19 protein-coding genes are annotated in these 25,242 nt (G+C 72.0%); 16 read left to right on the forward strand and 3 right to left on the reverse strand.

The genetic code is table 11. The features are described from left to right. The first annotated feature begins 196 nt into the window (after positions 1 to 196). The 6 genes from coaD (at position 197) to KIH74_RS12680 (ending at position 4,467) form a co-directional block, all read left to right on the forward strand. Positions 197 to 679: a pantetheine-phosphate adenylyltransferase gene (gene coaD / locus KIH74_RS12655; RefSeq protein WP_372492042.1), complete on the forward strand. Its 483-nt coding sequence runs from the start codon at positions 197 to 199 to the stop codon at positions 677 to 679. A gap of 111 nt (positions 680 to 790) precedes the next feature. After that, the gene (locus tag KIH74_RS12660) at positions 791 to 1,732 is read left to right on the forward strand and encodes an ATP synthase subunit B family protein (protein ID WP_214156069.1); all 942 of its coding nucleotides are present in this window, start codon (positions 791 to 793) and stop codon (positions 1,730 to 1,732) included. Positions 1,733 to 1,869: 137 nt separating this feature from the next. Continuing rightward, positions 1,870 to 2,403 (forward strand): YceD family protein, encoded by a 534-nt coding sequence (locus tag KIH74_RS12665; protein ID WP_372492043.1) that lies wholly within the window; start codon positions 1,870 to 1,872, stop codon positions 2,401 to 2,403. Positions 2,404 to 2,407: 4 nt separating this feature from the next. Then, a complete protein-coding gene (rpmF, locus tag KIH74_RS12670; RefSeq protein WP_214156071.1) occupies positions 2,408 to 2,611 on the forward strand; it encodes a 50S ribosomal protein L32 in 204 nt (67 codons plus the stop codon). Positions 2,612 to 2,685: 74 nt separating this feature from the next. Next, positions 2,686 to 3,486, forward strand: coding sequence for a ribonuclease III (rnc, locus tag KIH74_RS12675; RefSeq protein WP_308113746.1), 801 nt, complete (start codon positions 2,686 to 2,688; stop codon positions 3,484 to 3,486). A 3-nt stretch (positions 3,487 to 3,489) separates the two neighbouring features. Then, the gene (locus tag KIH74_RS12680) at positions 3,490 to 4,467 is read left to right on the forward strand and encodes an Fpg/Nei family DNA glycosylase (protein WP_214156073.1); all 978 of its coding nucleotides are present in this window, start codon (positions 3,490 to 3,492) and stop codon (positions 4,465 to 4,467) included. A gap of 6 nt (positions 4,468 to 4,473) precedes the next feature. Here KIH74_RS12680 and KIH74_RS12685 read toward each other — a convergent pair whose 3' ends face one another. Beyond that, positions 4,474 to 5,148 carry a winged helix-turn-helix domain-containing protein gene (locus KIH74_RS12685; RefSeq protein WP_214156074.1) on the reverse strand — a complete coding sequence of 225 codons (675 nt, stop codon included), beginning with the start codon at positions 5,146 to 5,148 and terminating at the stop codon, positions 4,474 to 4,476. A 209-nt stretch (positions 5,149 to 5,357) separates the two neighbouring features. Between KIH74_RS12685 and KIH74_RS12690 the strand changes: the two genes are divergently transcribed. After that, a complete protein-coding gene (locus KIH74_RS12690) occupies positions 5,358 to 6,311 on the forward strand; it encodes a sulfotransferase family protein (protein WP_214156075.1) in 954 nt (317 codons plus the stop codon). Positions 6,312 to 6,321: 10 nt separating this feature from the next. Here the strand turns inward: KIH74_RS12690 and KIH74_RS37660 are convergent, their stop codons facing one another. Further along, positions 6,322 to 7,368 carry an FUSC family protein gene (locus tag KIH74_RS37660; RefSeq protein ID WP_214156076.1) on the reverse strand — a complete coding sequence of 349 codons (1,047 nt, stop codon included), beginning with the start codon at positions 7,366 to 7,368 and terminating at the stop codon, positions 6,322 to 6,324. A gap of 57 nt (positions 7,369 to 7,425) precedes the next feature. Continuing rightward, positions 7,426 to 8,349, reverse strand: a complete 924-nt coding sequence (locus tag KIH74_RS12700; protein WP_214156077.1) for a hypothetical protein — start codon at positions 8,347 to 8,349, stop codon at positions 7,426 to 7,428. 190 nt (positions 8,350 to 8,539) lie between these two features. On the opposite strand from KIH74_RS12700, the gene smc reads away from it, so the two are divergent. From smc to rpsP, 9 genes are all read left to right on the forward strand, one after another. Further along, a complete protein-coding gene (smc, locus tag KIH74_RS12705; protein WP_214156078.1) occupies positions 8,540 to 12,421 on the forward strand; it encodes a chromosome segregation protein SMC in 3,882 nt (1,293 codons plus the stop codon). Positions 12,422 to 12,826: 405 nt separating this feature from the next. Next, on the forward strand, positions 12,827 to 15,460 hold the full coding sequence (locus KIH74_RS12710) for a hypothetical protein (RefSeq protein WP_214156079.1): 2,634 nt from the start codon (positions 12,827 to 12,829) through the stop codon (positions 15,458 to 15,460). 250 nt (positions 15,461 to 15,710) lie between these two features. Continuing rightward, positions 15,711 to 16,931 carry a signal recognition particle-docking protein FtsY gene (gene ftsY, locus KIH74_RS12715; protein WP_214156080.1) on the forward strand — a complete coding sequence of 407 codons (1,221 nt, stop codon included), beginning with the start codon at positions 15,711 to 15,713 and terminating at the stop codon, positions 16,929 to 16,931. Positions 16,932 to 17,396: 465 nt separating this feature from the next. Continuing rightward, positions 17,397 to 18,719, forward strand: a complete 1,323-nt coding sequence (locus KIH74_RS12720) for an ammonium transporter (RefSeq protein WP_214156081.1) — start codon at positions 17,397 to 17,399, stop codon at positions 18,717 to 18,719. Next, positions 18,716 to 19,054 carry a P-II family nitrogen regulator gene (locus KIH74_RS12725; protein ID WP_214156082.1) on the forward strand — a complete coding sequence of 113 codons (339 nt, stop codon included), beginning with the start codon at positions 18,716 to 18,718 and terminating at the stop codon, positions 19,052 to 19,054. The genes KIH74_RS12720 and KIH74_RS12725 overlap by 4 nt, the downstream gene beginning before the upstream one ends. Before the next feature lie 136 nt (positions 19,055 to 19,190). Next, entirely contained in the window at positions 19,191 to 21,707 is a 2,517-nt protein-coding gene (locus KIH74_RS12730; RefSeq protein ID WP_308113749.1) for a [protein-PII] uridylyltransferase, read from the forward strand. Positions 21,708 to 21,775: 68 nt separating this feature from the next. Further along, positions 21,776 to 23,377, forward strand: coding sequence for a signal recognition particle protein (gene ffh / locus KIH74_RS12735; protein WP_214156083.1), 1,602 nt, complete (start codon positions 21,776 to 21,778; stop codon positions 23,375 to 23,377). 158 nt (positions 23,378 to 23,535) lie between these two features. Beyond that, positions 23,536 to 24,597 (forward strand): amidohydrolase family protein, encoded by a 1,062-nt coding sequence (locus KIH74_RS12740; RefSeq protein ID WP_214156123.1) that lies wholly within the window; start codon positions 23,536 to 23,538, stop codon positions 24,595 to 24,597. Between the two features lie 191 nt (positions 24,598 to 24,788). Next, the gene (rpsP, locus tag KIH74_RS12745) at positions 24,789 to 25,241 is read left to right on the forward strand and encodes a 30S ribosomal protein S16 (RefSeq protein ID WP_214156084.1); all 453 of its coding nucleotides are present in this window, start codon (positions 24,789 to 24,791) and stop codon (positions 25,239 to 25,241) included. Position 25,242 lies beyond the last annotated feature (1 nt).

Here is a 25,242-nt window from a genome sequence, read left to right on the forward strand (position 1 = left end):
AGCTCTTGAGAGACCGTCGTGCTCTGCCGGGGGCTTTCGGGGGCACCGGCCAGGTGGCTGAGGGGTGGCCGGCGGGTGATCGAGGGGCGCCAAGGGGTGATCAAGGGCACCGGGTGACCGGTGAGCGCACCGGGCCCTGCCCGGTAGCGTCGTGCGGGTGACTCGTCGTTGCGTGTGCCCCGGCAGTTTCGACCCGGTGACCAACGGTCATCTCGACGTGATCCGGCGGGCGACCGTCCTGTTCGACGAGGTGATCGTGGCGGTGGCCGGCAACCCGTCGAAGAGGTCGATGTTCACCGTTCCCGAGCGGGTCGGGCTGATCAAGCAGAGCCTGACCGACCTGCCGCAGGTCACGGTGATGCCGGTGGACGGCGGCCTGCTGGTCGACTTCTGCCGCCGGGTGCAGGCCGTGGCGGTGGTCAAAGGGCTGCGCGGCGGCACCGATTTCGCCTACGAACTGCCGATGGCCCTGATGAACCGGCATCTGTCCGGGATCGAGACGGTATTCCTGTCCGGAGAGCCCAGATTCGAGCATGTTTCGAGTAGTTTGATCAAAGAGGTTGCGACGCATGGGGGCGACGTGTCCGGACTTGTCCCGGACCATGTCCTGGCGCGCCTCCTGGAACGAGTCGGGCGGGTTGGTCAGACTGAAAACGGTCAGCCCGATGCGTTAGGTTAAAGCTCTCCGTGACTCTTGAGTTGCGCTGAGTGCCTTTTGCCGCTTCCCCACGCATCGGACCGAAAGCGTGGAGGGAGGTCTTCGGTGAGTCTTCGCCGAACCTTGGATGCAATGGGCGCAATGGTCGAGCGGGCGTCTTCGGTCCCGCTCTCGGCGTCCTGCATGGTGAACCGCGCCGAGATGCTGGCCCTGGTGGAACGCGCCCGGGCCGAGCTGCCGGTCGAGCTGGACCAGGCGGCCGAGCTGCTGGTGGCGCACCAGGAGGTGATCTCCCGCGCCGAGTCCGAGGCGGAGGAGCTGCTGGCCCAGGCGCAGGCCGACGCCGAACAGATGATCACGGAGAGCGCGCTGGTGGCGAGTGCCGAGGCACGCTCGGAGCAGATCCTCGACGCGGCCCGGGCCGAGGCCGCCCGGTTGCTGCGCGAGTGCGATCTGTACTGCGACAACCGGCTGGGCGCGCTGGAGGAGACGCTCAACCGCAGTCTCGGGCAGGTGCGGCGCGGCCGGGACCGGCTGCGGGAGCGCAGTGAGCTGGACCATCTGGAGCCGCTGCCGGACGACGCCGACCCGCAGGGGTACGACGTGCAGGCCGAGCACGAGCAGGCGGTGGAGCGTCAGCGGGAGCGCGACGCCTGGGCGCAGCAGCCGGCCGACACCGGCCAGGAGGCCTACGACCAGGAACTTGAGGACGACGCAGGGGCCGTCAGGGCTCTCCCCGCCGGTCCCGTGGACCCGGCCGGCTCCGGCCCGGAGGCCGCGGAGCACGACACTCAGGGCGATGCCCGGGGGGATCAGGACCGGCAGGGCGGTGATCCGGGGGCGGCCGATCCGGTGATCCACGACCCGGTGCGGCCGGAGGGCGCGCCACCGGGGCACGGGGGTGACGGGCTCACGCCCTCGCCGTCCACCCGTGGGCCCGCACGCCACCCCGACGAGCTGGAGTACGAGCGGATACCGGCGGGCGTCGGGAGCGGTCTGGCCACCGGGCCGGAGAAACGGGTGCTCGACCTGACCGCCGTGGAACGGGCCGCCGAGCGTTCCGGTTTGGGATAAGCCCGCGACCTCGAGTAACCTTGCTCGCTGGTCTTAGTGTCCACCAGCCTGCTGGTCCGTGTGAGGAGTGCGCCATCCGTCTGAACGCCCGATCGCCCTATGTTCTCGACACGAGAGAACTCGGCAGGCGGCCGGGCATGATGCGGAAGGTGCAGCGCACCGTGCCGGCGCCGGCTGAGCTGGGCACCGAAGTGATCGGCGTCCCCGAGGGCTCCGACGTCGAGCTGGATCTCCGGCTCGAGGCGGTGATGGAAGGCGTGCTGGTCAGCGGCAAGATCTCGGCCGAGGCGGTGGGTGAGTGCATCCGTTGCCTCGACGAGGTTCGGCTGGATCTCGACGTTTCGATCTCTGAGCTCTTCAGTTACCCGGAGAACCGGGTGGCCGAGGACGAGGAGGAAGACCGTCAGGAACTCGTGGACGAGCTGATCGACCTCGAGTCGGCGATGCGTGACGCGATAGTGTCCGACCTGCCGTTCCAGCCGGTCTGCCGGGAGGACTGCCCGGGCCTGTGCTCCGAGTGCGGTGCGCACCTGGCAGACGACCCGGACCACAAGCACGAGGTGGCCGACCCCCGCTGGTCGGCACTTCAGGGCATCCTGACCGATGGGATGCCGAACCAAGCATCCGGTTCACCCGCAGTGGGTGCCCCGGACGATACGAAGGAGAGCTGAAGGCGTGGCCGTTCCGAAGCGGAAGATGTCCCGCAGCAACACGCGGTCCCGCCGGGCGCAGTGGAAGGCGACGCCGACGGCGCTCACCACCACGACGTCGGGTGGCACCACCACCTACTCCCGGCCGCACCAGGCGAAGGTCGTCACCGACTCCGCCGGCACCCCGCTGTACCTGGAGTACAAGGGTCGCAAGGTCAAGGACCTCTGAGTCTGAGCATGACGGCCGGGCATGCGTCTGACGAGGAGTCCATCTCCCTCTCAGGTCAGGAAGCCCACTTCGCTGTGACTACTGACCCAGACGACGCATCGTCAGCCGGCCTGGATGCCGAGGCTCTCGCCAAGCACGCAAGGCTTGTCGAGGTCCTCGGTGTCCAGGTCAGTCATGGGCTGCTGTTCAAGGCGCTGACCCACCGCTCGTACGCGTACGAGAACGGCGGGCTGCCGACGAACGAGCGGCTGGAGTTCCTGGGCGACTCCGTGCTGGGCCTGGTCGTCACCTCGGCCCTCTACCGCAGTCATCCCACGCTGCCCGAAGGGCAGCTGGCCAAGCTGCGGGCCGCCGTCGTCAACATGCGCGCGCTGGCCGGTGTCGGCCGCCGTCTCGGCCTGGGCGAGTACCTGATGCTCGGCCGGGGTGAGGAGGCCAGTGGTGGGCGCGACAAGTCGTCCATCCTCGCCGACACGGTCGAGGCCCTGATCGGCGCGGTCTACCTCGAGTCCGGCATGGACCTCGCGGGCGAGCTCGTGCACCGGCTGGTCGACCCGCTGCTGGAGACCAGCGCGGAACTCGGCGCCGGGCTGGACTGGAAGACCAGTCTTCAGGAACTCACCGCGGTGGAGGGCCTCGGGGTGCCGGAGTACTCGGTCACCGAGGAAGGCCCCGACCACGCCAAGATCTTCCACGCCGCGGCTCTGGTGCAGGGCATCAGCCGGGGCAACGGCAGCGGGCGCAGCAAGAAGGAGGCCGAGCAGGAGGCTGCGGCAGCCGCCTTCGGCCGTCTGACCGCCGACCGTGCCGCTCGCGCGGCGCAGGAGGAGAAGGCGGCCTCGGAAGACCCCGAGAACCCGTCCTCAGAGGACTGATTCGTGCCTGAGCTGCCCGAGGTCGAGGTGGTGCGGCGTGGCCTGGCCCGCTGGGTGACCGGCACCACCATCGACGACGTCGAGGTGCTGCACCCGCGGCCGGTACGCCGCCACGAGGCCGGTATCGACGACTTCGTGAGCCGTCTGAGCGGCGTCACCGTGCTGGACGCGGTGCGCCGCGGCAAGTTTCTCTGGCTCACCCTCGACTCCGGTGAGGCGTTGCTCGCCCACCTCGGCATGAGCGGCCAGCTGCTGCTGGAGGCCCCGGACGCCCCGGACGAGAAGCATCTCCGGGTCCGGCTCGGGCTGACCGGCGGCAGCGGCCGGGAGCTGCGGTTCGTGGACCAGCGCATGTTCGGCGGGCTGGCCGTGGTGGGCATGGTGAAGACGCCCGACGGCGGGCCCGGCGGGCTGGGCGGGGTGCCCGACGACGAGGTGCCCACCGGACTGCCCGAGGAACCTGCCGGGGAGGGCCCGGTGCAGGGGGAGTACGGCGCCGGTGAGGCGCTGCTCCCGCAGCCCGTGGCGCACATCGCGCGGGACGCCCTGGACCCGGCGCTCGACACCGACCTGCTCGCGGCCCGGCTGAAGCGACGCGAGACCGGGCTCAAGCGAGCACTTCTCGACCAGACGCTGATCTCGGGCATCGGCAACATCTACGCCGACGAGGCGCTGTGGCGGGCCCGGCTGCACTACGACCGGCCCACCGACAAGCTGAACCGCCCCACGCTGAACCGGCTGCTGGCCGACGTGCAGAACGTGATGCGCGAGGCGCTGGCTCAGGGCGGCACCAGCTTCGACAGCCTGTACGTCGACGTGAACGGCCAGAGCGGTTATTTCGAGCGGGGTCTCGACGCCTACGGGCGCGAGGGCGAGGCCTGCCACCGGTGCGGGACGCAGATCCGGCGCGAGAGCTTCATGAACCGGTCTTCGTTCTTCTGTCCGAAGTGCCAGCCGAAGCCCCGCGCCGGGCGGTCCTGAGTCCGGTCAGTCGAGCCGGTAGCCGTAGCCGCGCAGCGTGACCAGGCGGTCGGCGTGGCGGCCGAGTTTCACCCGCAGCCGGCGCACGTGCACGTCGATGGTGCGGTCGCCGGAGATGTAACCGGTGTGCCACACGGCGCGCATCAGCTCGTCGCGGCCGAGGGCCTGACCCCGGTGCCGCTCCAGGAAGGCGAGCAGGTCGAACTCGCGGCGGGTCAGCTCGACCGGGTCGCCGTCGAGTGCCAGGGTGCGGCGGGTGGTGTCGACGTCGAACGGCTCCGCCGGGTCGCGCGGGCTCTCGGCCGGAACCGGTGCGAGCGGCCGCTTTCCGGCCTCGTCGTCGAGCGGCGCCCAGCGCCGGCCGACGACTGCGCCGTTGGTACCGGCGGGCTTCGGGCCGCCCTGCCCGAGGCCGGCCGGCCGGCCCGGCTCACGCAGCTCGATCTCCACGCTGGTGATCACGTCGGGCGCCACCGCGTGCACCAGGTCTTCCACCGCGCGGGCGATGCCGCGCAGGTCGGGGCCGGGCTGATGCTGTGCCCGCGGACCCTGCCCGTCGCCCGTCACCTCTCGTGCGCCGCGTCGGGCGTCGGCCGGCGTGCCGGGCACGCTGAGCCGCACCACCAGCCCGGTCTGGGAGTGGTCGCCTCGATTGGCATCTGGCCCCGGTGAGGTCAACATTGAAAAGCTCCGGTCGCGTAGATCAGCAGGAACAGCCCCGCGGCGCACGGGCCGCGACGCTCGCGCGTCGTGACAGGGCGCCATTTACCCAGATCAGTTATGAAAAACAACTAGCCATGAGATCGAGTGAAGCACTCGTACGGCTCCACTTCAAGTAACTCTATCGGATTGGTCTAGAATTTCTCGCAATCCTGATCTCGGAGGCATCGATGGCCCTGCCAGACTTCTTTCTGCTCGGCGCGCCGAAGGCCGGGACCACGGCGTTGCACGCGGCCCTGGCCCAGCATCCGCAGCTGTACCTGTCGGCGGTGAAGGAGCCGAAGTTCTACCTGTGCGACGGCGGGCCGCCCCGGCGCTCGGGGCAGCGCGGTCCCGGCGACGCGCACAGCGCGCGGGAGTGGGTGTGGCGGCGCGGTGAGTACGAGGCGCTGTTCGACGTGGCGCCCCCGGGCACGCTGAAGGGTGAGAGCACGCCGTTCTACCTCTACGACCGGCTGGCCCAGCGGCGCCTCCGCGCCGACGTGCCGCACGCGAAACTGCTGGTGGTGCTGAGGGATCCGATCGACCGGGCGTACTCGAACTGGATGCACCTGTGGTCCGACGGGCTGGAGCCGATCGGTGACTTCGCCCGGGCCTGGGCCGCCGAGGACGAGCGGGTGGCGGCCGGCTGGGCGCCGTTCTGGCACTACCGCCGGCTCGGGCTGTACGGCGAGCAGCTGCGCGACCTGACCGAGCTGTTCGGCCGCGACCAGGTGCACGTACTGCGCTACCGCGACCTGGTCGAGACGCCCGACACGGCGCTCGACAAGGTGTGCGCGTTCCTGGGGGTGGAGCCGGGGCGGGTGGAGCAGCCGGCCCGGGAGAACTCCCGCCCCTACGTCGAGCCGTCGCGCCGTACCGCGGTGCTGTCGCGGGTGGTGCGAGCCGGGGCGGCGGCCGGTGCCTACGCCCCGCCGCAGGTGTGGCGGCGTGCCGGGGAACCGCTGCTCAGGTTGTTGCAGAAGGGGGACGCGCGGCGCCCGGTGCTCGACCAGGCCGTGCGGATGCGTCTGGTCGAGGCCTACCGCGAAGACAACGCTCTGCTCAACGAGCTTGCCGGGCAGTCCTTCTCGGACTGGATGGGCACCACCTCGCGGGGGCAGTTCGCACCCAGCGAGAGCTGAACCCGACGGTTCAGCCGGTGGCCCGGGGCCGGGTCAGCAGAATCAGCACGATCGCGACGGCCAGTCCCAGGGCGGTCTCGACCAGGCGGTCGGTGCTGGTGGCGAGCGGGTCGCTGCGCACGGCCAGATGCTGCATGAGCAGGGCGAGCGGGGTGATGCCGATGACGGCCACACCGTAGTTGCGCATCACGAACAGCTCGGCCCAGGCCTGGGCGAGCAGCGCGATGACGAGGGTGGGCACCACGCCCGGGTCGAACGAGAGGATGACCAGGCTGAGCACGACGCCGGCCGCCGTCCCCCAGATCCGGTGCATCGCCCGGGCCACCCGGTGCGTGCTGCTGGGGCCGGTGAGCGGGGCGACGGCGGAGACCATCGCCCAGTACGGGTGCGCGCCGCCGGCCGCGGCCGCGATCGTGCCGGCGATCACCGGGCCCGCCGCGTAGGCGATCAGGTCGCCGCGCACTCCCTGGGCGCCGAGCAGCTCGGCCCGTGACAGCCGCACCGCGTGCGGGTGCTTGTCGCGATGACGCCCGGCCGGGAACAGTTTTCCGGACTGGCCCACGAGCACCGCGAAGGCCGCGGCGGCGGCGCTGACGGCGAGCGCCACCGGCACCGTGCCCCACGACTGGTGGTGGGAGGCGCAGGCCCCGACGGCGAACACCGGGAACAGCGAGCCCGGCGGGGCCCACTGCGCCCAGCGGGAGAGCAGGTAGCCACCGACGCTGACCGCGGCGGTCGCGGCGATCGCCAGCCAGGTGCCGCCGATCGCCGCGACCACCACGCCCAGGGTGACGGTGCAGATCATCATCAGCCCGGCCTCGGTCTGCATGCGCAGCCGTGAGCCGTAGACCGAGTGCCGCGCGTACAGGCTGTTGAAGGCGCCGAAGCTGGCGAACAGCGCCAGGTCGCCCCGGCCCAGGGCGAGGACGACCGCGACCGGTGCTCCCACCGAGATGACCGCCCGCAGGGCGGCCCAGTGTGCGTGGTGATGCGGCCGTAGCTGGGTCAGTTCCCAGCTACGGACGATCGACCGGGTGGTGGAGAGCTCAACTGTCACCCCTCCATAGTGCACCCGGTGCCACGGATTCTGCACCCGGTGACATAAAGCGAGGGCTCACGTCGTCACCCATTCGGTGCGCAGGTCGTGCGAGCCGTCGGGCAGGGCCGCCTCGTAGTACAGCCGGCGGGACCCGTCCGGCAGATCGACCACGTCGAGGTAGCGCAGGGCGTGGTCGCCGTGCGGCGACTGCGCGACCGGGCGGTCGCCGACGGCGGTGAACGACGTCCCGGGGGCAGCTCCCTCGGCCACCCCGGTGCGCTCGTACCAGTTCTCCTCGGCCGAGGCCCGGCCGTCGTAGTACGCGACCAGACGATCGCCCCGCGGGACCACCGCCGTGACCCGGGCGCCCCGGGCGTCCCAGGTCCCCGGGCGCCCGGCCATCGCCACTGGCCCGACCTCCCAGGTCAGGCCGTCCTGGCTGGTCGCGTAGCGGGTGCTCATCCGGTCCGTGGCGTCCGGGTCGTCCAGCGGGTGGCAGCACACCCACATCCGCCAGCCGTTCTCGTCACGCAGCACCACCGGGTCCTTGACCCCGGTCAGGTCGTCGCCGGGCAGCACCACCGTGCGCTTGCCGGTGGGCAGACCGGCCACCTCGTCCGCGTCCAGCGCCTCGATCCACCAGTGCTTGGAGTTCGGCGTGGAGCAGCTCAGGTACAGCCGCCACCCGCCGTCACCGGTGGGCAGCAGGGCCGGGCGCTCCAGCGACGCGGCACCGAAGATGTCCCGGTCGACCGAGGCCACGGTCTCGAAGTGCACCCCGTCCTGGCTGCGGGCGAGCGTGACCGCCACCCCGCGGCCGGCGTCCACCGGTCTCCTGACCCGGTAGGCCAGCCAGAACGTGCCGTCCTGGAAACACACGCTGGGGGCGCCGGTCCAGAAGCCCGGGCCGGAACCCGGTGCCTGGACACAGACTTCGGAGAGTGCGTGGTCCGGAACGGTGATGCCGGACGTCTTCTGGTCCTGAGGGGCCATGGTCATGGTGGGGCTCTTCCTCCGAGCGGTTTCGCCCTGCGCGAGTGGGCCGGCCTTCCGAGAGGCGGCTTAGTGTGCCAGCACTTGCGCCGCGGTCGGGCCGGGCGAACCGGATGGAGATCGGGTGACGCGCGGGTAACCGGGTCGCGGCCCGGGTAGCCTGAGGCGTCCGCATCAGCCGAGGAGTCAGCCGCCCGTGCACCTGAAGACCCTGACCCTGCGCGGGTTCAAGTCCTTCGCCTCCGCCACCACGCTGCGGCTGGAGCCGGGTATCACCTGCGTGGTCGGCCCGAACGGCTCGGGCAAGTCCAACGTGGTCGACGCGCTCAGCTGGGTGATGGGTGAGCAGGGCGCCAAGAGCCTGCGCGGCGGCAAGATGGAAGACGTCATCTTCGCCGGCACCTCCGGCCGCCCCCCGCTGGGCCGCGCCGAGGTCGCGCTGACGATCGACAACTCCGACGGTGCGCTGCCGATCGACTACACCGAGGTGACGATCTCGCGCACGATGTTCCGCTCCGGTGGTTCGGAGTACGCGATCAACGGCTCCCCGTGCCGTCTCCTCGACATCCAGGAACTGCTGTCCGACTCCGGCATCGGCCGCGAGATGCACGTGATCGTCGGGCAGGGCCAGCTCGACCAGGTGCTCCAGGCCACCCCGGAGGAACGGCGCGGGTTCATCGAGGAGGCCGCGGGCGTCCTCAAGCACCGCAAGCGCAAGGAGAAGGCGATCCGCAAGCTGGACGCCATGCAGGGCAACCTTCAGCGCCTGGCCGACCTGACCACCGAGATCCGGCGCCAGCTCAAGCCTCTCGGCCGGCAGGCGGAGGTGGCCCGCCGGGCGCAGGTGGTGCAGGCCGATCTGCGTGACGCCAAGGCCCGGCTGCTCGCCGACGACCTGGTCACGCTGACCGAGACGATCGCCGCCGAGCTGGCCGACGAGGCCGCGGTGCAGGAACGCCGCTCGCTGGTGGAGGGCGAGCTGGCCCGGGCCCGGGCCCGGCTCTCCGCCCTGGAACTGGCCGCGAGCGCAGCCTCGCCGCAGCTGTCGCAGGCCCAGAACACCTGGTACCAGCTCTCCTCGCTGCGCGAGCGCACCCGTGGCACGAACAGCCTGGCGGCCGACCGGCTGCGGCTGCTGTCGGAGTCCGAGCCGGAACGCGCCTCGGGGCGCGACCCGGACGACCTGGAGGCACAGGCTGCGCTGGTGCGCGAGCAGGAGGAACAGCTCCAGGGCGAGGTCGAGGGCGCCAGTGAGCTGATGCTGGCGGCCGAGGACCGGCGTCGTGAGGCCGAGCAGGCCGCCCGCGCCGAGGAGCAGCGCCTGGTCGAGCTGGCCCGGCGTGCCGCCGACCAGCGGGAGCAGCTGGCCCGGCTGGCGGGCCGGGTCGCGGCGCAGCGCAGCACGGTGGACGCCTCGGTGGACGCGGTCGAGCGGCTCGCCGGCACGATCGGGGACGCCGAGCGGCGGGCCTCCGAGGCGGCGGCGGAGGTCGAGGCGCTGGTCACCTCGGGTGAGGTGTCGCCGGCCTCGGCGCAGGACGAGGCACAGGCCGAGGCGCTGCGGGTGGAGGCCGAGCAGGTGGCCGACCGGATCGCCGCCGACGAAGCCACCCTGGAGGCGGCACAGGCGCAGCTCACCGGCCTGAACCGGGAGCTGGAGGCGCTGCGTCACACCGAACGTGAGGCGCACGGCGAGCGCAAGGAGTGGGCAGCCCGGCGCGACACGCTGGCGCTCGGGCTCCGGCGTAAAGACGGCGCCGGGGCCGTGCTCGCGGCCGGTGACCGGGTGCCCGGCCTGATCGGTTCGCTCGCGGCGGTGCTCGCGGTCGAGCCCGGCTTCGAGACCGCCGTCGCGGCGGCCCTGGGCCCGGCGGCCGGGGCGGTCGCCGTCCGGGACCTGACCGGTGCGCTCGCGGCGCTGGATCTTCTCGCGACCGAGGACGGCGGTCAGGCCGTGCTGGTCCCGGCGCAGGGCGGCGGTGCCCTCGCCGACGCCGACCCGGCCGGCTGGCCCGCGCTGCCGCCCGGTGCCCGCTGGGTGCGCACGCTGGTGCGGGAACCGGGGGAGCTGTCCCCGGCCGTAGACCGGCTGCTGCACCGGGTCGCGGTGGTCCCCGACCTGCGGGCGGCCGCCGAGCTGATCCGGTTGTGGCCGGAGCTGTCGGTGGTCACCACCTCCGGGGAACTGGTGTCGGCCGTCAGGGTGGTCGGTGGTTCCGCCTCGGCGCCCTCGCCGATCGAGACCCAGGCCGCCGTCGAGCAGGCCGGGGAGCGGGTGGCCGCGGCCGCGGAGAAGGCGGAGACGGCGGGGGCCGCGCTGGCCGGGGGCCGGGACCGGCAGCAGACGGTGCAGCAGCAGGTGCGCGATCTCCAGGACGCGGTCAAACGGGCGCAGGGCGACCTGCGCCGGGTCGAGGGCCGGATCACCGAGCTCGAGGGACGACGCGCGCAGGCCGAGGCGAAGCTGGCGGCCGAGCGCGGCCGGCTGGCCGGTACCGCGCGGGCCGCCGAGGCCGAGGTGGAGCGGCTACGCGCCCAGCACGAGAAGGCCGGGCAGAACGAGGCCGCCGCCCGCGAGGCGCTGTTCGAGCTGGAGGCCCGGCTGGAGGCGGCGCAGGAGTCGTTCGACGCGGCCGACGACGAGGAGCCCGACACCTCCGAGCGAGACCGGCTGACCGAGGCCGCGGCCCGGGCGCGCAGCGAGGAGACCGACGCCCGGCTGGCCCTGCGCACCGCGGAGGAGCGGGCCCGGGCGGTGGCCGGCCACGCCGATCAGCTGATGCAGCGGGCCGCCGAGGAACGGGCCGCGCGGGCCCGGGCGGTGGCCCGGGAGGAGCGCCGGCAGCGGCAGATGCAGATCGCCCGCGCGGTGCTGGCCGGCGGTGAGTACATGCTGGTGCTGCTCGATGCGTCGCTGGCCGTGGCCGAGCAGGAGCGGCTGCGGCTGGAGGCCGAGCGCGACGCCCGCGACGCCGAGCTCCAGGCGATGCGCGAGACGGAGCAGCGGCTGGCCTCGGAGCAGGCCAGGCTGATCGACTCGGCACACCGCGACGAGGTGGTGCGCACCGAGCAGCGGCTGCGGATCGACGCCCTGCGCCAGCGCAGCGTCGACGAACTGGGCATGGACCCGGACGTGCTGATCGACGAGTACGGCCCGCACCAGCTGGTGCCGCCGAGCCCGCCCGCCCCCGGCGACCCGGAACCGGCCAGGGCGCCGCAGCCGGTGCCGTTCGAGCGGGCGACGCAGGAGAAGCGACTGCGCAAGGCCGAGCGGGCGCTGAACCTGCTGGGCACGGTCAACCCGCTGGCACTGGAGGAGTTCGCGGCGCTGGAGGAGCGGCACACGTTCCTGAACAAGCAGCTGGACGACCTGAAGGTGTCACGCCGGGATCTGCTCCAGATCATCGAGGACGTGGACCGGCGGGTGGAGGAGGTCTTCACCGAGGCGTTCAACGACACCGCGCGCGAGTTCGTCGGGGTGTTCCAGCGGCTGTTCCCCGGCGGCGAGGGCAAACTGATCCTCACCGATCCGTCGAACATGCTGACCACCGGGCTGGACGTGGAGGCGCGACCGCCGGGCAAGAAGGTCAAGCGCCTGTCGCTGCTGTCCGGCGGCGAGCGCTCGCTCACCGCCGTCGCTCTGCTGGTGTCCATCTTCAAGGCCCGGCCCAGCCCGTTCTACGTGATGGACGAGGTGGAGGCCGCCCTCGACGACACCAACCTGGGCCGGCTGATCCGGATCTTCGAGGAGCTGCGCGAGTCGTCGCAGCTGATCGTGATCACCCACCAGAAGCGCACGATGGAGGTCGCGGACGCGCTCTACGGCGTCACGATGCGCGGCGACGGGGTGACCACGGTGATCAGCCAGCGGCTGGCGGACGACGACGGCGAGTCCGGTCCGCGGCGTGGTGCCGGTGCCACTGCCGGTGCCGGGGGTGGTGCCGACGGTGACTCGGCGAAGGCGAGTGTTTCCGCGGAGGTGGCGCCTTCGGCGGATCGGGTGATCGACCTGGCCGCGGCGGAGGCGGCCGGGGAGACCGGGGAGTCCGGGGTGCCGGATGGGGAAGAGACGGTCTGAGGTTGCCATGATCCTCGGCTGAGGCGACCATGACATCGTGAAGGCTCCCTGATGCGTTCCGGGGGCCTTTTCGATTGCCCCGGTAAACCGCCAGGTTTCGCGCTCCGCCCTCAACGCCCGGCGCCCGGTGACAGTTCCCCTTGCGGGCTGGGACTTTTCCGGTAGTCGGCAATGTCGTTCCTGTGACTGTTCCGTACGGGTGATCATCGAAGGGATGTCTGGGGCGCGCGTGCCTGACCAGCGCCGTCATTTGAAAGACGCTGTCCGGTGGTGGTTTTCGAGGACGATTTGATAGTCATGGATTCGGTCGGGTGTCCAGCCCCTGGCGGCAAGAGTGACATGATCGAAACAATTGGCATGGCCGTTCCCATTGGGTCGAGGCGAAATACCTCGTAACGTAGACATGTGCTTGCCGCGATCGTGGGACTGCTGCTCATCCTGACCATTGCGATCGGATTTCTGTACCTGATCGCCGCACCTCAATTGCGCTCCGGTTCAAGGGTTCTCACTCCCGAAGGAAAACGGGCGGTGATGTCGACCGCCGCGGTGCCGGCCGCCGCCGGTCGCGGCACCCTGCGCGGCCTGATCGCGTCGTGGCGTGCCTCCATCGCGACGGCCCAGTGGTTCCAGCGCATCTGGCACCCGATCAGCGAGGCGATGCACGGCGCCCTCGATCGTCTGGAGGACAAGGAGGGTGCGGCCGCCCCCGGGCGTGCCGCGGCCCGGCCCACCGCCGTCGGCGCCGCCAACCTGACCGCGGCGATGGGGCGTTCCGCGCAGCCGAAGGGGCACACCCGTTCGGCCGCGTCCACCGGCGGCCGGGTGCACCCCGCGTCGGCCTGGCTCGGCAACACGGGCGAGATCCCGGTGCGCGACATCGCCCTGCCGGCCGACCCGGAGATCCCCGGCGACGGTGACCGCCCGTTCACCGAGGCCGAGGTCACCATGCCGATGCTCCCCGTCCCCGGCGCGGTGGCGGCCGGGGTGTCCACCCCGGCTGCTGCCTCCGGTGCAGCCGTCACGGCCGCGCCGCGGCAGGCCGGTGGCGCCCAGAGTGTGCGCCGGCCCTCCGCCCGGGTGGCTGGTGCGGAGGCGGATGCCGCTGGTCAGGGTGGCGAGGTCCAGAGCGGGGGAGTGCGACACACCAGCACCCCGGCCAAGCCCACCGCCAAGCCCAAGGGCCCGCGGCGCGACCGGTTCGACGTGGCGGCCATCATCGGCGGGCGTAACGCGGCTGCCCGGGCCAAGGCGGCCGAGGCGAAGGCCGCGGAGGCGAAGGCCGCCGAAGCCCGCAAGACCGGCGAGGCCGCGCCCACCCCCGAGCCCGCCGTGGCGCTCTCCGACGAGACCGTGATGATCGCCCCGGTGAAAGAACCGCCGGCCGGCACTGCTGCGAAGCCCGCTTCTGTCGCGAAGCCCGCTTCCGTCGCGAAGCCCGCAACGGCCGGTGGGCCCACGACTGCCGACAGGGCCGAGGCTGCTGGCAAGGCCGAGGCTGCTGGCAGGCCCGCGAGTGCTGCCAAGCCCGCGACGTCGTCCACCACGACTGCCGCTTCGGCCACCACCACGGGTACGGGCTCAGCGGCGGCCAGGTCCGAGGCGGCGGCCAGGCCCGGCAGCCTCACGCAGAACGAGCCGTCGGCACACACCGACGCCGCCGACGAGACCGTCATGATCGCCCCGGTGAAGGAGCCGATCGCCGCACCCGACCAGACCGTGCGCATGGCCCCGATCAAGGAGCCGGTGGCCAGGACGCCCCAGAAGTCCACCCCGCCGAAGCCGGCGACCCCGCCGCGTCCGGCGCCCGACCCGGCCGACGAGACGGTGATGATCGCCCCGGTGAAGGCGCCGGTGGCCCGGTCCACCGGGCAGGGGGCGAAGGGGCCCGAGTCTCGTCCGGCGGAGAAGCGTCCGGTCGGCGAAGGCGCGGCACAGCGGAGCGACGCCGCCGAGCGGCAGGCGGAGGCCGCCCCGCACCAGACCGAAGCGGCCGTGGACCCGGCCGATGCGACCGTCATGATCGCTCCGGTCCGCGAGCCGGTGGCCGGGGCACCCACGGGGAACCAGGCGGCTCCTGCCCAGTCCTCCCCGCAGCCGCCGGCCCCGAAGGCGAAGGCGGCGGACCAGAACCCGCCGGCCGCCGACGAGACCGTCGTGATGGCGCCGATCCGTGAGCCGATCGCCTCGTCGGGGGCGAAGAGCGCGGCCACGTCGGGTGCGGAGGCCACGAAGAAGCGTCCGGCTCCTGCTGCCGGGCCCGCGCCGGTTGCCGAGACCGAGGTCATGCGCCCGGTGGACGCTGCGGCCGCTCGGGTCGAAGAGGCCCAGGCCGAGAAGCCGAAGGCCCAGACCGAGAAGCCGAAGGCCCAGACCGACAAGCGGAAGACCCCGGCTGAGAAGGCGGTGGTCCCGGCCAAGAAGGCGGTGGCCCCGGCCGAGAAGCCGGAGACCTCGACCGAGAAGCCGGAGACCTCGACCAAGAAGCCGGAGGCGTCGGCCGAGAAGGCCGCTCCCGTGGCCGCGGCCGACGAGACCGTGGTGATGGCTCCGGTGCGTGAGCCGATCGCGTCGGCCGGTCCGAAGGGTGTTTCCACCCCGGCTGCGGAGACCGAGGTGATGCGTCCGGCGGCGACATCCGGCGTGAAGCCGGCTGCGGAGACCGAGGTCATGCGTCCGGTGGTGGCACCTGCGGACGAGACCGAGGTGATGCGTCCGGTGCCCGTGTCGGAGGTGGCACCTGCCGCCGAGACCGAGGTGATGCGTCCGGTCCCCGCGGCCGAGGTGACCCCCGCCGCCGAGACCGAGGTCATGCAGTCCGTGCGGGAGGCGGCGGCCTCCCCGGACGAGACGGTCGTGATGGCGCCGGTGCCGGACGAACCCACCCCGCAAAACCCGCAGGCCCCGCAGGCCCCGCAGACAGCGGTGCTCGACCAGATCGACCTGCCCGACGGCGACCAGCGCGGCGGCAACGGGCGGAACAAGAACAGCCGGTCCCGGGGCAAGAAGTCCAGGGGCGGCAAGGTGCGGCACGGCCGGTAACGGCGCGGCGTCCCGCTGATCCGTCCACGGCGATCCGGTGCCTCCGTCACGGCGGAGGCACCGGATCGCTGCGCTTTGCGCGTCACCTGCTGCGGAACGTCACCGATCGGAGGGTGAGCGGGTGACGCGCCGGGACAGGAGCACCCGGCGCGGGCGCACCCGGGGGAGGGCTGGCATGCTCGGGTACTGCCGACACGTCTTCGGCGTCGGGGGCCCGGCGCCGGCCTGTGCCTGAGGAGGCTCGTCCGGAGTGGACACCGTCCAGTGGATCATTCTCATCGCGATCGTCGCACTCGCGGCGCTCGGCAGCACCGTCGGGCTGCTGGCCGGCCGCGGACGGAAGCAGCCGCCGCTCCCGCCCGGCGCCGCGGACACCACGACGCTGGAGCGCCGTCCGTCCGCCACGGATGAGGGCGACGCCGAAACGTCCGGGGCCGTCGACGTCCTCGAACCGACCGCTCCGGTCGAGACCACCCCGGCCACCCCGGTGGCCGAGCCCGAGGTCACTGAGCCGGAGATCCTCGTCCCCGACCTGGAACGGCCGGAGGCCCCGCGGGGACGGCTGGTGCGACTGCGCGCCCGGCTGGCCCGCTCCAACGCCCTCGGCCGGGGCCTGCTCGAACTGCTCAGCCGCGACAAGCTCGACGCGGACACCTGGGACGAGATCGAGGAGACGCTGCTCATGGCCGACCTCGGCGTCGACCCGACGACCGAGCTGGTCGACCGCCTGCGTGAGCGGGTCACCGTGCTCGGCGTGCGTGACGTGGACCAGGTGCGCGGTCTGCTGCGCGAGGAGCTGAAGGCGCTCGTGGACCCGGGGGAGGGCCTCGACCGCTCGCTCGCCGTCGATCACGCGCCCGGGCGTCCGGCCGTCGTCATGGTGGTGGGCGTGAACGGCACCGGCAAGACCACCACCGTGGGCAAGCTGGCCCGGGTGCTGGTGGCGGAGGACAAGGACGTGGTGCTCGGCGCCGCCGACACCTTCCGCGCCGCCGCGGCCGACCAGCTCGCCACCTGGGGCGACCGGGTCGGCGTACCGACGATCCGCAGCGACCGGGACGGCGCCGACCCGGCCTCGGTCGCGTTCGACGCGGTGAAGGCCGGCATCGAGACCGAGGCGGACGTCGTGCTGATCGACACCGCCGGGCGTCTCCAGAACAAGGTCGGGCTGATGGACGAGCTCGGCAAGGTCAAGCGCGTGGTGGAGAAGCACGGCCCGGTCGACGAGGTGCTGCTGGTGCTCGACGCCACCACCGGCCAGAACGGCATGCAGCAGGCCAAGGTGTTCAGCGAGGTCGTGAACATCACCGGCATCGTGCTGACCAAGCTCGACGGCACGGCCAAGGGCGGCATCGTGGTCGCCGTGCAGCGCACCCTCGGCGTGCCGGTGAAGCTCATCGGTCTCGGCGAGGGCCCCGACGACCTGGCGCCCTTCGATCCCGACGCGTTCGTGGACGCCCTGCTCGCCTGACGTCCCCAGACCCGCCCGAGCGGGCCCGTCCTCACCGGACCGGGCCCGCTCCGCGTTTTGCCGGTACGTCCGGTACGCCACCGACTGCCACAGAAACGGGCCGAAATGATTGACGCCACACGGATTTGATCTCTGGGTGACGCGACAGCTGCTAGAGCAACGTTCTGATCACCGTTCGGTCACGGCGCCATAAGGTGGAGGGGCGAGCTCCGGCGCACAGACGCCCGAACGGGCTAATGCCCAGGACGAGTAACTGAGCGGAAACATCTTCACCGCAAACGTTACGACGCAGAAACCCCCTGTGTGTCGGTAGGAAACCGGCTCACAGCAATTTTTTCCGTGAGCGAGCGACTCCGTTCGGGGGTCGCAGCCAGTCGCCGTCACCCTGAGCTGCCGGCGACACCTCGATGGTCCCGACGACGGCCCCTTCAACCAAGGGGCGGTTAAACATTTGAAGGGGTGCGGATGGATACCGGAGACACCGCCTGGGTGTTGACGAGCGCTGCGCTCGTCCTGCTCATGACTCCCGGTCTGGCGTTCTTCTACGGCGGCATGGTCCGCACGAAGAGCGTTCTCAACATGATGATGATGAGCTTCAGCTCGCTGGGCATCGTCACGGTGCTCTGGGTGATCTACGGCTACTCGCTGGCGTTCGGTGACGACCTGGGCGGCGGTCTGGTCGGCGACCCGAGCCAGTTCTTCGGGCTCACCGGCCTGATGAGCGAGGACAGCATCGTCGCCACGATCCCGTCGCTCGCGTTCGTCGGCTTCCAGGCCGTCTTCGCGATCATCACGGTCGCGCTGATCTCCGGCGCCATCGCCGACCGCGCCAAGTTCGGCGCCTGGTGCGTGTTCACCGTGGTCTGGGCGACCATCGTCTACTTCCCGGTCGCGCACTGGGTGTTCGCGTTCGACGGCACCACCGCGGGTGAGGACAGCGTCGGCGGCTGGATCGCCAACAAGCTGCTGGCCATCGACTTCGCCGGTGGTACCGCGGTTCACATCAACGCCGGTGCGGCGGGCCTGGCCCTCGCCCTGGTGCTCGGCAAGCGTGTCGGCTGGCCGAAGGAGCCCTTCCGCCCGCACAACCTGCCGTTCGTGATGCTGGGTGCCGGTCTGCTGTGGTTCGGCTGGTTCGGCTTCAACGCCGGCTCGGCCCTGGGCGCCAACACCCTCGCCGCGGTGGCCTGGGTCAACACCATCGCCGCCACCGCCGCCGCCCTGATCGGCTGGCTGCTCGTCGAGCGTTTCCGTGACGGTCACCCGACGTCGCTGGGTGCCGCCTCCGGTGTCGTCGCCGGTCTGGTCGCCATCACCCCGGCCGCCAGCTCGGTCAGCCCGATCGGCTCCGTGATCATCGGTGTCCTGGCCGGTGTGTTCTGCGCCCTGGCCGTGGGCCTGAAGTACAAGCTCGGCTACGACGACTCGCTCGACGTGGTCGGCGTCCACCTGATCGGTGGTCTGTGGGGCACCCTGGCCATCGGCCTGTTCGCCACCTCCACCTCGCCGGCCGGCGTCGACGGCCTGTTCTTCGGTGGCGGCATCGACCAGCTCTGGCGTCAGGCCGTGGGCGCGTTCGCCGTGCTCGCGTACTCTTTCATCCTCACGTTGATCATCGGTTTCGCCATCCAGAAGACCATCGGTTTCCGTCTGGACGAGGAGTCCGAGGTCGAGGGCATCGACGGCCGCGAGCACGCCGAGTCGGCCTACGACTCCTCGACCGGTGGGGGCTCGACCCGTCCGGTGGTTGCCGCCAAGAAGACTGCTGAGAGCGAGGTTCCGGCATGAAGCTGATCACCGCTGTGATCAAGCCGCACAAGCTCGACGAGGTGAAGGCCGCGCTGGAGACCTTCGGGGTCCAGGGCATGACCGTCAGCGAGGCCAGCGGCTACGGCCGCCAGAAGGGCCACACCGAGGTCTACCGCGGCGCCGAGTACACCGTCGACCTGGTCCCGAAGTCGCGGGTCGAGGTGCTGGTGGACGACACCGATGTGGTGGACGTCGTGGACGTCATCACCAAGGCCGCCGCCACCGGCCGCATCGGTGACGGCAAGGTCTGGACGACCCCCGTCGACGACGTGGTCCGGGTCCGCACCGGTGAGCGCGGCGCGGACGCCCTGTAAGGACCGGCAGGCCTAGGCATCCGGTACGAACCGCGGCTCCCGGCACCCCTGTTCGCCAGGGGTGCCGGGAGCTCGGTGCATTCCCCAACCCGCGCAGGAGCCCTGACGGCCCGGGCGCCGGGACGAAAGGTGAACGGTGACGGCTGGCCAGTTCGACGGCCTGGACGACGGTGCGAGCGAGATCTTCCCGCAGGAGGATCACGAGGCGCAGACCGCGGAAGATCTGGCCCACGAAGCGTCGGTAGCCGCCCGTAACCTCCGCAAGGACAGACTCGCTCTGGCGTTGCGCTCGGCCACTCCCGGCCCGGAGCGCCGCCGGACCCTCACCTCGATGGTCGAGAAGGTCCTCCAGCTGGACTGGGCCGCCGCCGTCGCACCCCTGGACGACCGCCCCAGACGCCGCCGCCAGAGCGGGCCGGAGGACGGGATCGCCCTGGCCGCCGTCGGCAGCGTCGCCCGTGGCGAGGCCGGGCCGGCCAGCGACCTCGACCTGGTGCTGCTGCACGACGGCCGGCGGCTGCCGGCCGACGAGGTGGGTGAACTGGCCCAGCGCCTGTGGTACCCGCTCTGGGACGGCGGCCTGCGCCTGGACCACTCCGTGCGCACCCCCAACCAGTGCCGTGAGGTGGCCTCGGCCGACCTGTCCGCCGCCATCGGCATGCTCGACCTGCGGGTGATCGCGGGCGACGCGGCCCTGGTGGTGAAGACCCGCACCAGCCTGCTCAGCGACTGGCGCGGCGGTATCCGGCGCCGGCTGCCGCAGGTGCTGGAGTCGCTCGCCGAGCGCGCGGAACGCTACGGCGAGGCCGCCCAGCTGCTCGAACCCGACCTCAAGGACGCCCGCGGCGGGCTGCGTGACGTGACCGTGCTGCGTGCGCTCGCCGCCAGCTGGGTCACCGACCGGCCGCACGGGTCGGTGGACGACGTGCACGAGCTCCTCCTCGACGTCCGCGACTGTCTCCAGGCCGTCACCGGCAAGAACAACGACCGCCTGCTGCTGCCGGACCAGGACGCCGTGGCCGTGCTGTGCGGCCTGACCGACGCCGACGAACTGCTCTCCCGGGTGGCCGACTGCACCCGGTCGATCGCCTACGCGGTGGACGTCACGGCCCGTCGCGCGCGCCAGTCCCTGCCCACGCGGAGGTTGCGGCCGGGCCCTCGTCGTCCACGATTGAGGCCCCTGGGACACGGCCTGGTCGAGCACGACGGCGAGGTGGTGCTCGGCGTCGGCGTCGAGGCCGCCCAGGACCCGGTGCTGCCGATCCGCGCGGCCGCCACCGCCGTGCGGGGCGGGCTGCCGCTGTCGCCGGTGACCGTCGAGCACCTGGCGCAGGACTGCCCGCCGCTGCCCGATCCCTGGCCGCAGCCGGCCCGCGAGGAGTTCGTCGGCATGCTCGCCGGTGGCCCCGGGCTGGCCCAGGTGTGGGAGTCACTGGACCGCGCCGGGGTGATCACCCGGTGGATCCCCGAGTGGACGGCCGTGCGCAACCGCCCGCAGCGCAACGCCGTTCACCGGCACACCGTGGACCGGCACCTGATCGAGACGGTGATCCGGATCCAGGGAGCGCTGCGTGACACCAGCCGTCCGGACCTGCTCGTGCTGGCCGCGTTGCTGCACGACATCGGGAAGATCGCCGGGGCGCAGGACCATTCGGTCACCGGCGGGCCGATCGCCGAGAAGGTGGCCCGCCGGATCGGCCTGAACGACGACGACAGGGAGCTGATCGGGCGGCTGGTGCGTGAGCACCTGACGCTGATCGAGCTGGCCACCCGCCGCGACCCGGACGACCCGCGCACCGTGGAGGCGCTGGTCGAGGCGGTCGGCGGGCGGCAGGAGACGCTGCTGTTGCTGCGCGCCCTGACCGAGGCCGACGCCACGGCGGTGGGCCCGGTGGCCTGGACGGCGTGGCGGGCCCGGCTCGTCGACGACCTGATGGCCCGGGCCTCGACCGCGCTGCGCGGTGAGGAACCGCCCGGCCCGGCCCCGATCGCGCAGGCGGAGGCGGAACTGGTGCGCACGGTGCTGGCCGACGGACGCCCGCGGGTCGCCGTCAGCCCGATGGACGAGCTGCACGTGGTCACCGTGGTCGCCCCCGACCGCTCCGGCCTGCTCGCCGACATCGCCGGTGTGCTGGCCAGTTTCCGGCTCACCGCGAAGTCGGCGCTGGTCCGCACGGTCGCCGCCGACCACCTCGGAGAGCACCTCGAGGGCCCGGACATCGCGGTGGACACCTGGTGGGTGGACAGCCGCGGCGACATGCCCCCGCCGGAGCTGCTGGAGCAGCACCTGCGCCGGCTCAGCGAGGGTGACCAGAGCGTGCTGGACCCGCTGGTGCGCCGCGACGCCGGTTTCCGCAGCCGGGCCGGTGCGCCCGCCCGGCCCCGGGTGGTGCTGGTGCCGGGGGCCTCGGAGGACGCGACGGTGCTGGAGGTGCGCGCCGCCGACCGGCCGGGTCTGATGCACGCCATCGGCTCGGCGCTGGCCGGGGTCGGCGTGGACCTGCGCTCGGCCCACGTGGCCACGCACGCCGGGCAGGCCGTGGACGTGCTCTACGTGTGCGAGCACGGTGGTGGGCAGCTGTCTCCGCCACGGGTGGCGGAGACGGTGTCGGCCCTGGTGGACGCGGGATCGGTGCCCCAGCCGACGGCCTGAGGCCAGGTCTGCCGGGCCGCGTCGTCCACAGTTGTGACCGACCGCTGCGCAGACATTAAGCTGTTGGGGTGTTCGCCACGCTTTCCGACCGCCTGACCGCCACCTTCAAGTCGCTCCGCGGCAAGGGCCGGCTGTCCGAGGCCGACGTCGATGCGACGATCCGTGAGATCCGCCGCGCCCTGCTGGACGCCGACGTCGCCCTCCCGGTGGTGCGCCAGTTCACGGCGCGCATCCGCGAGCGCGCGGTCGGGATCGAGGTCTCGCAGGCCCTCAACCCGGCCCAGCAGGTCGTCAAGATCGTCAACGAGGAGCTCATCGGCATCCTCGGCGGCGAGACGCGCCGGCTGCGGTTCGCCAAGAACCCGCCCACGGTGATCATGCTGGCCGGTCTCCAGGGTGCGGGTAAGACCACCCTGGCCGGCAAGCTCGGTCGCTGGCTGCGCGAGCAGGGGCACACGCCGCTGCTGGTGGCCTCCGACCTCCAGCGTCCCAACGCCGTCACCCAGCTCGAGGTGGTCGGGCAGCGCGCCGGGGTCCCGGTGTTCGCGCCCGAGCGGGGCGTCTCCGAGGGCCAGGGCGTGTCCGGCACCAGCCAGGGCGACCCGGTCAAGGTGGCCCGCGACGGTGTCGCGTTCGCCCGCGACAAGCACCACGACGTGGTCATCATCGACACCGCCGGTCGTCTCGGCGTCGACGGCGAGCTGATGCAGCAGGCCGCCGACATCAAGGCCGAGACCAACCCCGACGAGGTGCTCTTCGTCGTCGACGCGATGATCGGCCAGGACGCCGTCACCACGGCGATGGCGTTCATGGAGGGCGTCGGGTTCACCGGCGTCGTGCTCTCCAAGCTCGACGGTGACGCCCGCGGTGGTGCGGCGCTGTCGGTGATGGGCGTGACCGGTCAGCCGGTGATGTTCGCCAGCACCGGCGAGAAGCTGGAGGAGTTCGAGCTCTTCCACCCCGACCGGATGGCGTCCCGCATCCTCGACATGGGTGACATCCTCACCCTGATCGAGCAGGCCGAGAAGGCGTTCGACGCCGACCAGGCCGAGAAGATGGCCGCCAAACTGGCCGCCGACGAAGACTTCACGCTGGAAGACTTCCTCGCCCAGATGGCGGCCCTGAAGAACATGGGCTCGCTGAAGAAGATGCTCGGCATGCTGCCGGGTATGGGCGAACTGCGCGAGCAGCTCGACAACTTCGACGAGCGCGAGATGGACCGCGTCGAGGCGATCATCAAATCGATGACGCCGCTGGAACGCCGCCAGCCCCGTGTGCTCAACGGCTCGCGCCGGCTGCGCGTGGCCAAGGGTTCCGGCACCCAGGTCAGCGAGGTCAACCAGCTGATCGAGCGGTTCGGCGAGGCGCAGAAGATGATGCGCGCCATGCGTCGTGGCGGCGGGATGCCGGGCATGCCCGGGATGCCGCCCGGCATGCCGGGGATGCCCGGTGGCCGCGGCAAGAAGGGCAAGGGCAAGAACGTCGCCCCGCGCAAGGGCAAGGCCAAGTCGGGCAACCCGGCCAAGCGCGCCCAGCAGCTGGCCGACGGCAACAAGGCCGGCGCCCCGGGACAGACCGGTGGCGCGTTCGGGCTCGGCGGCGGCCAGCAGAACATCGACCCGGCCAACCTCGAGCTGCCGCCCGGTTTCGAGAAGTTCCTGGGCCGCTGAGCGGCGCACCCGGGCGCTGCCGCCGACACGCTGGTCGCGTCTTGCCCGGGTAACGGTGGACGCCTGTCGCGGCGGACGTCCACCGGTTCCGGTGGACGTCGTGGTCGGCTGAGGATGCGGGTGACGTGGTGCGGGTGATCCGGCTGACCGGCCCGGTGATGACCGGGCCGCACGAAACCCGGCACGGCGCCTGGGTGATCGGCGGCCGGATCACGTTCGAGCGGCCCACCGGGCCCGGCCTCGACGAGACCACGATCGACGGCTGGGTGCTGCCCGGCCTGGTCGACGCCCACAGCCACGTCGGCCTCGACCAGCACGGCGCGGTCGACCGGGCCACCACCGAGCGGCAGGCTCTCGCCGAACGTGATGCCGGGGCGCTGCTGCTGCGCGACGCCGGCTCGCCGTCCGACACCCGCTGGATCGACGGCCGTGCCGACCTGCCGGCGGTGGTGCGGGCCGGCCGGCACATCGCCCGCACCCGCCGTTACCTGCGGGGTTACGCGCACGAGATCGAGCCGGAGCAACTGCCGGCGATGATGGCCGAGCAGGCCCGGCTGGGCGACGGCTGGGTGAAGATCGTCGGCGACTGGATCGACCGCCGCACCGGTGACCTGGCCCCGTGCTGGCCTCTCGATGCCCTGACCGCGGGGATGGCCGCCGCCCACCGCGAGGGGGCCCGGGTCACCGCCCACTGCTTCGGCGAGGAGTGCCTGCCCGACCTGCTGACGGCGGGCGTGGACTGCGTCGAGCACGGCACCGGCCTGACCGGGCCGACCCGGGCGCTGGCCGCGCGCCAGGGTGTGCCGATCGTGCCCACCCTGGTCAACATCGCCACCTTCCCCGGCATCGCGGCCCGCGCGGTGGAGAAGTTCCCGGCCTACCACCTGCACATGCTCGACCTGCACCGGCGCCGCTACGAGACCGTGGCGTCGGCGCACGAGGAGGGGGTGCCGGTGTTCTGCGGCACCGACGCCGGGGGCAGCCTGCCGCACGGGCTGGTCGCCCGGGAGGTGGCCGAGCTGCACGCCGCCGGGCTCTCTCGCACCGCCGCCCTCGACGCCGCCTGCTGGGCCGCGCGGTCCTGGCTGGGCCGGCCCGGGGCGGACGAGGGGGAGTCCGCCGATCTGGTGGTCTACGGGGCCGACCCGCGCGACGACCTGGCGGTGCTGGAACATCCCCGGGCGATCGTGCTGCGCGGTGCCCGGATCACCACGGGGTGACGGCCGGCGGGTGGATGGTGGTGGGTGGTACGCCACGGCACCTGCCGTCTGGCACAATGGTCGGCTGAACCCGGCCGGTGCGGACCCTCTCACCGCAGGCGTTGCCGAGTCCAAGGCTGATCCGATCCACCGGAAACCCCACTCCGGCGGAGAAGCGCGGCCGCACCCATGCATATGAGGAGTCCACACCAGTGGCAGTCAAGATCCGTCTCAAGCGGCTCGGCAAGATCCGCGCGCCGCACTACCGCATCGTCGTCGCCGACTCGCGCACCAAGCGCGACGGCCGGGCGATCGAGGAGATCGGCAAGTACCACCCGACCTACGACCCGTCGGTCATCGAGGTCGACAGCGAGCGCGTCCAGTACTGGCTCGGTGTCGGCGCCCAGCCGACCGAGCAGGTCCTGGCGATCCTCAAGGTCACCGGTGACTGGCAGAAGTTCAAGGGCCTGCCGGGCGCCGAGGGCACCCTGCGCGTCGCCGAGAAGAAGGTCGAGGACCGCTCGGGCTTCGCCGAGGCCAAGGGCCTGAACGAGAACGAGGCCAAGGTCCTGCGCACCAAGCGCGAGGAAGAGAAGAAGGCCAAGGCCGAGGCCAAGGCGGCCGAGAAGCCGGCTGACGCCGAGGCTCCGGCCGAGCAGGCCTGAT

The sequence above is a fragment of the Kineosporia corallincola genome, from assembly GCF_018499875.1.
GTDB lineage: Bacteria > Actinomycetota > Actinomycetes > Actinomycetales > Kineosporiaceae > Kineosporia > Kineosporia corallincola.

Bases quoted from the DNA above. Each gene is read 5' to 3' on its own strand.
- KIH74_RS12660 (WP_214156069.1), top strand. From the start codon at position 791: ATGGGCGCAATGGTCGAGCGGGCGTCTTCGGTCCCGCTCTCGGCGTCC.
- KIH74_RS12665 (WP_372492043.1), top strand. From the start codon at position 1,870: ATGATGCGGAAGGTGCAGCGCACCGTGCCGGCGCCGGCTGAGCTGGGC.
- KIH74_RS12685 (WP_214156074.1), bottom strand. From the start codon at position 5,148: ATGTTGACCTCACCGGGGCCAGATGCCAATCGAGGCGACCACTCCCAG.
- KIH74_RS12690 (WP_214156075.1), top strand. From the start codon at position 5,358: ATGGCCCTGCCAGACTTCTTTCTGCTCGGCGCGCCGAAGGCCGGGACC.
- KIH74_RS12700 (WP_214156077.1), bottom strand. From the start codon at position 8,349: ATGACCATGGCCCCTCAGGACCAGAAGACGTCCGGCATCACCGTTCCG.
- KIH74_RS12720 (WP_214156081.1), top strand. From the start codon at position 17,397: ATGGATACCGGAGACACCGCCTGGGTGTTGACGAGCGCTGCGCTCGTC.
- KIH74_RS12725 (WP_214156082.1), top strand. From the start codon at position 18,716: ATGAAGCTGATCACCGCTGTGATCAAGCCGCACAAGCTCGACGAGGTG.
- KIH74_RS12740 (WP_214156123.1), top strand. From the start codon at position 23,536: ATGACCGGGCCGCACGAAACCCGGCACGGCGCCTGGGTGATCGGCGGC.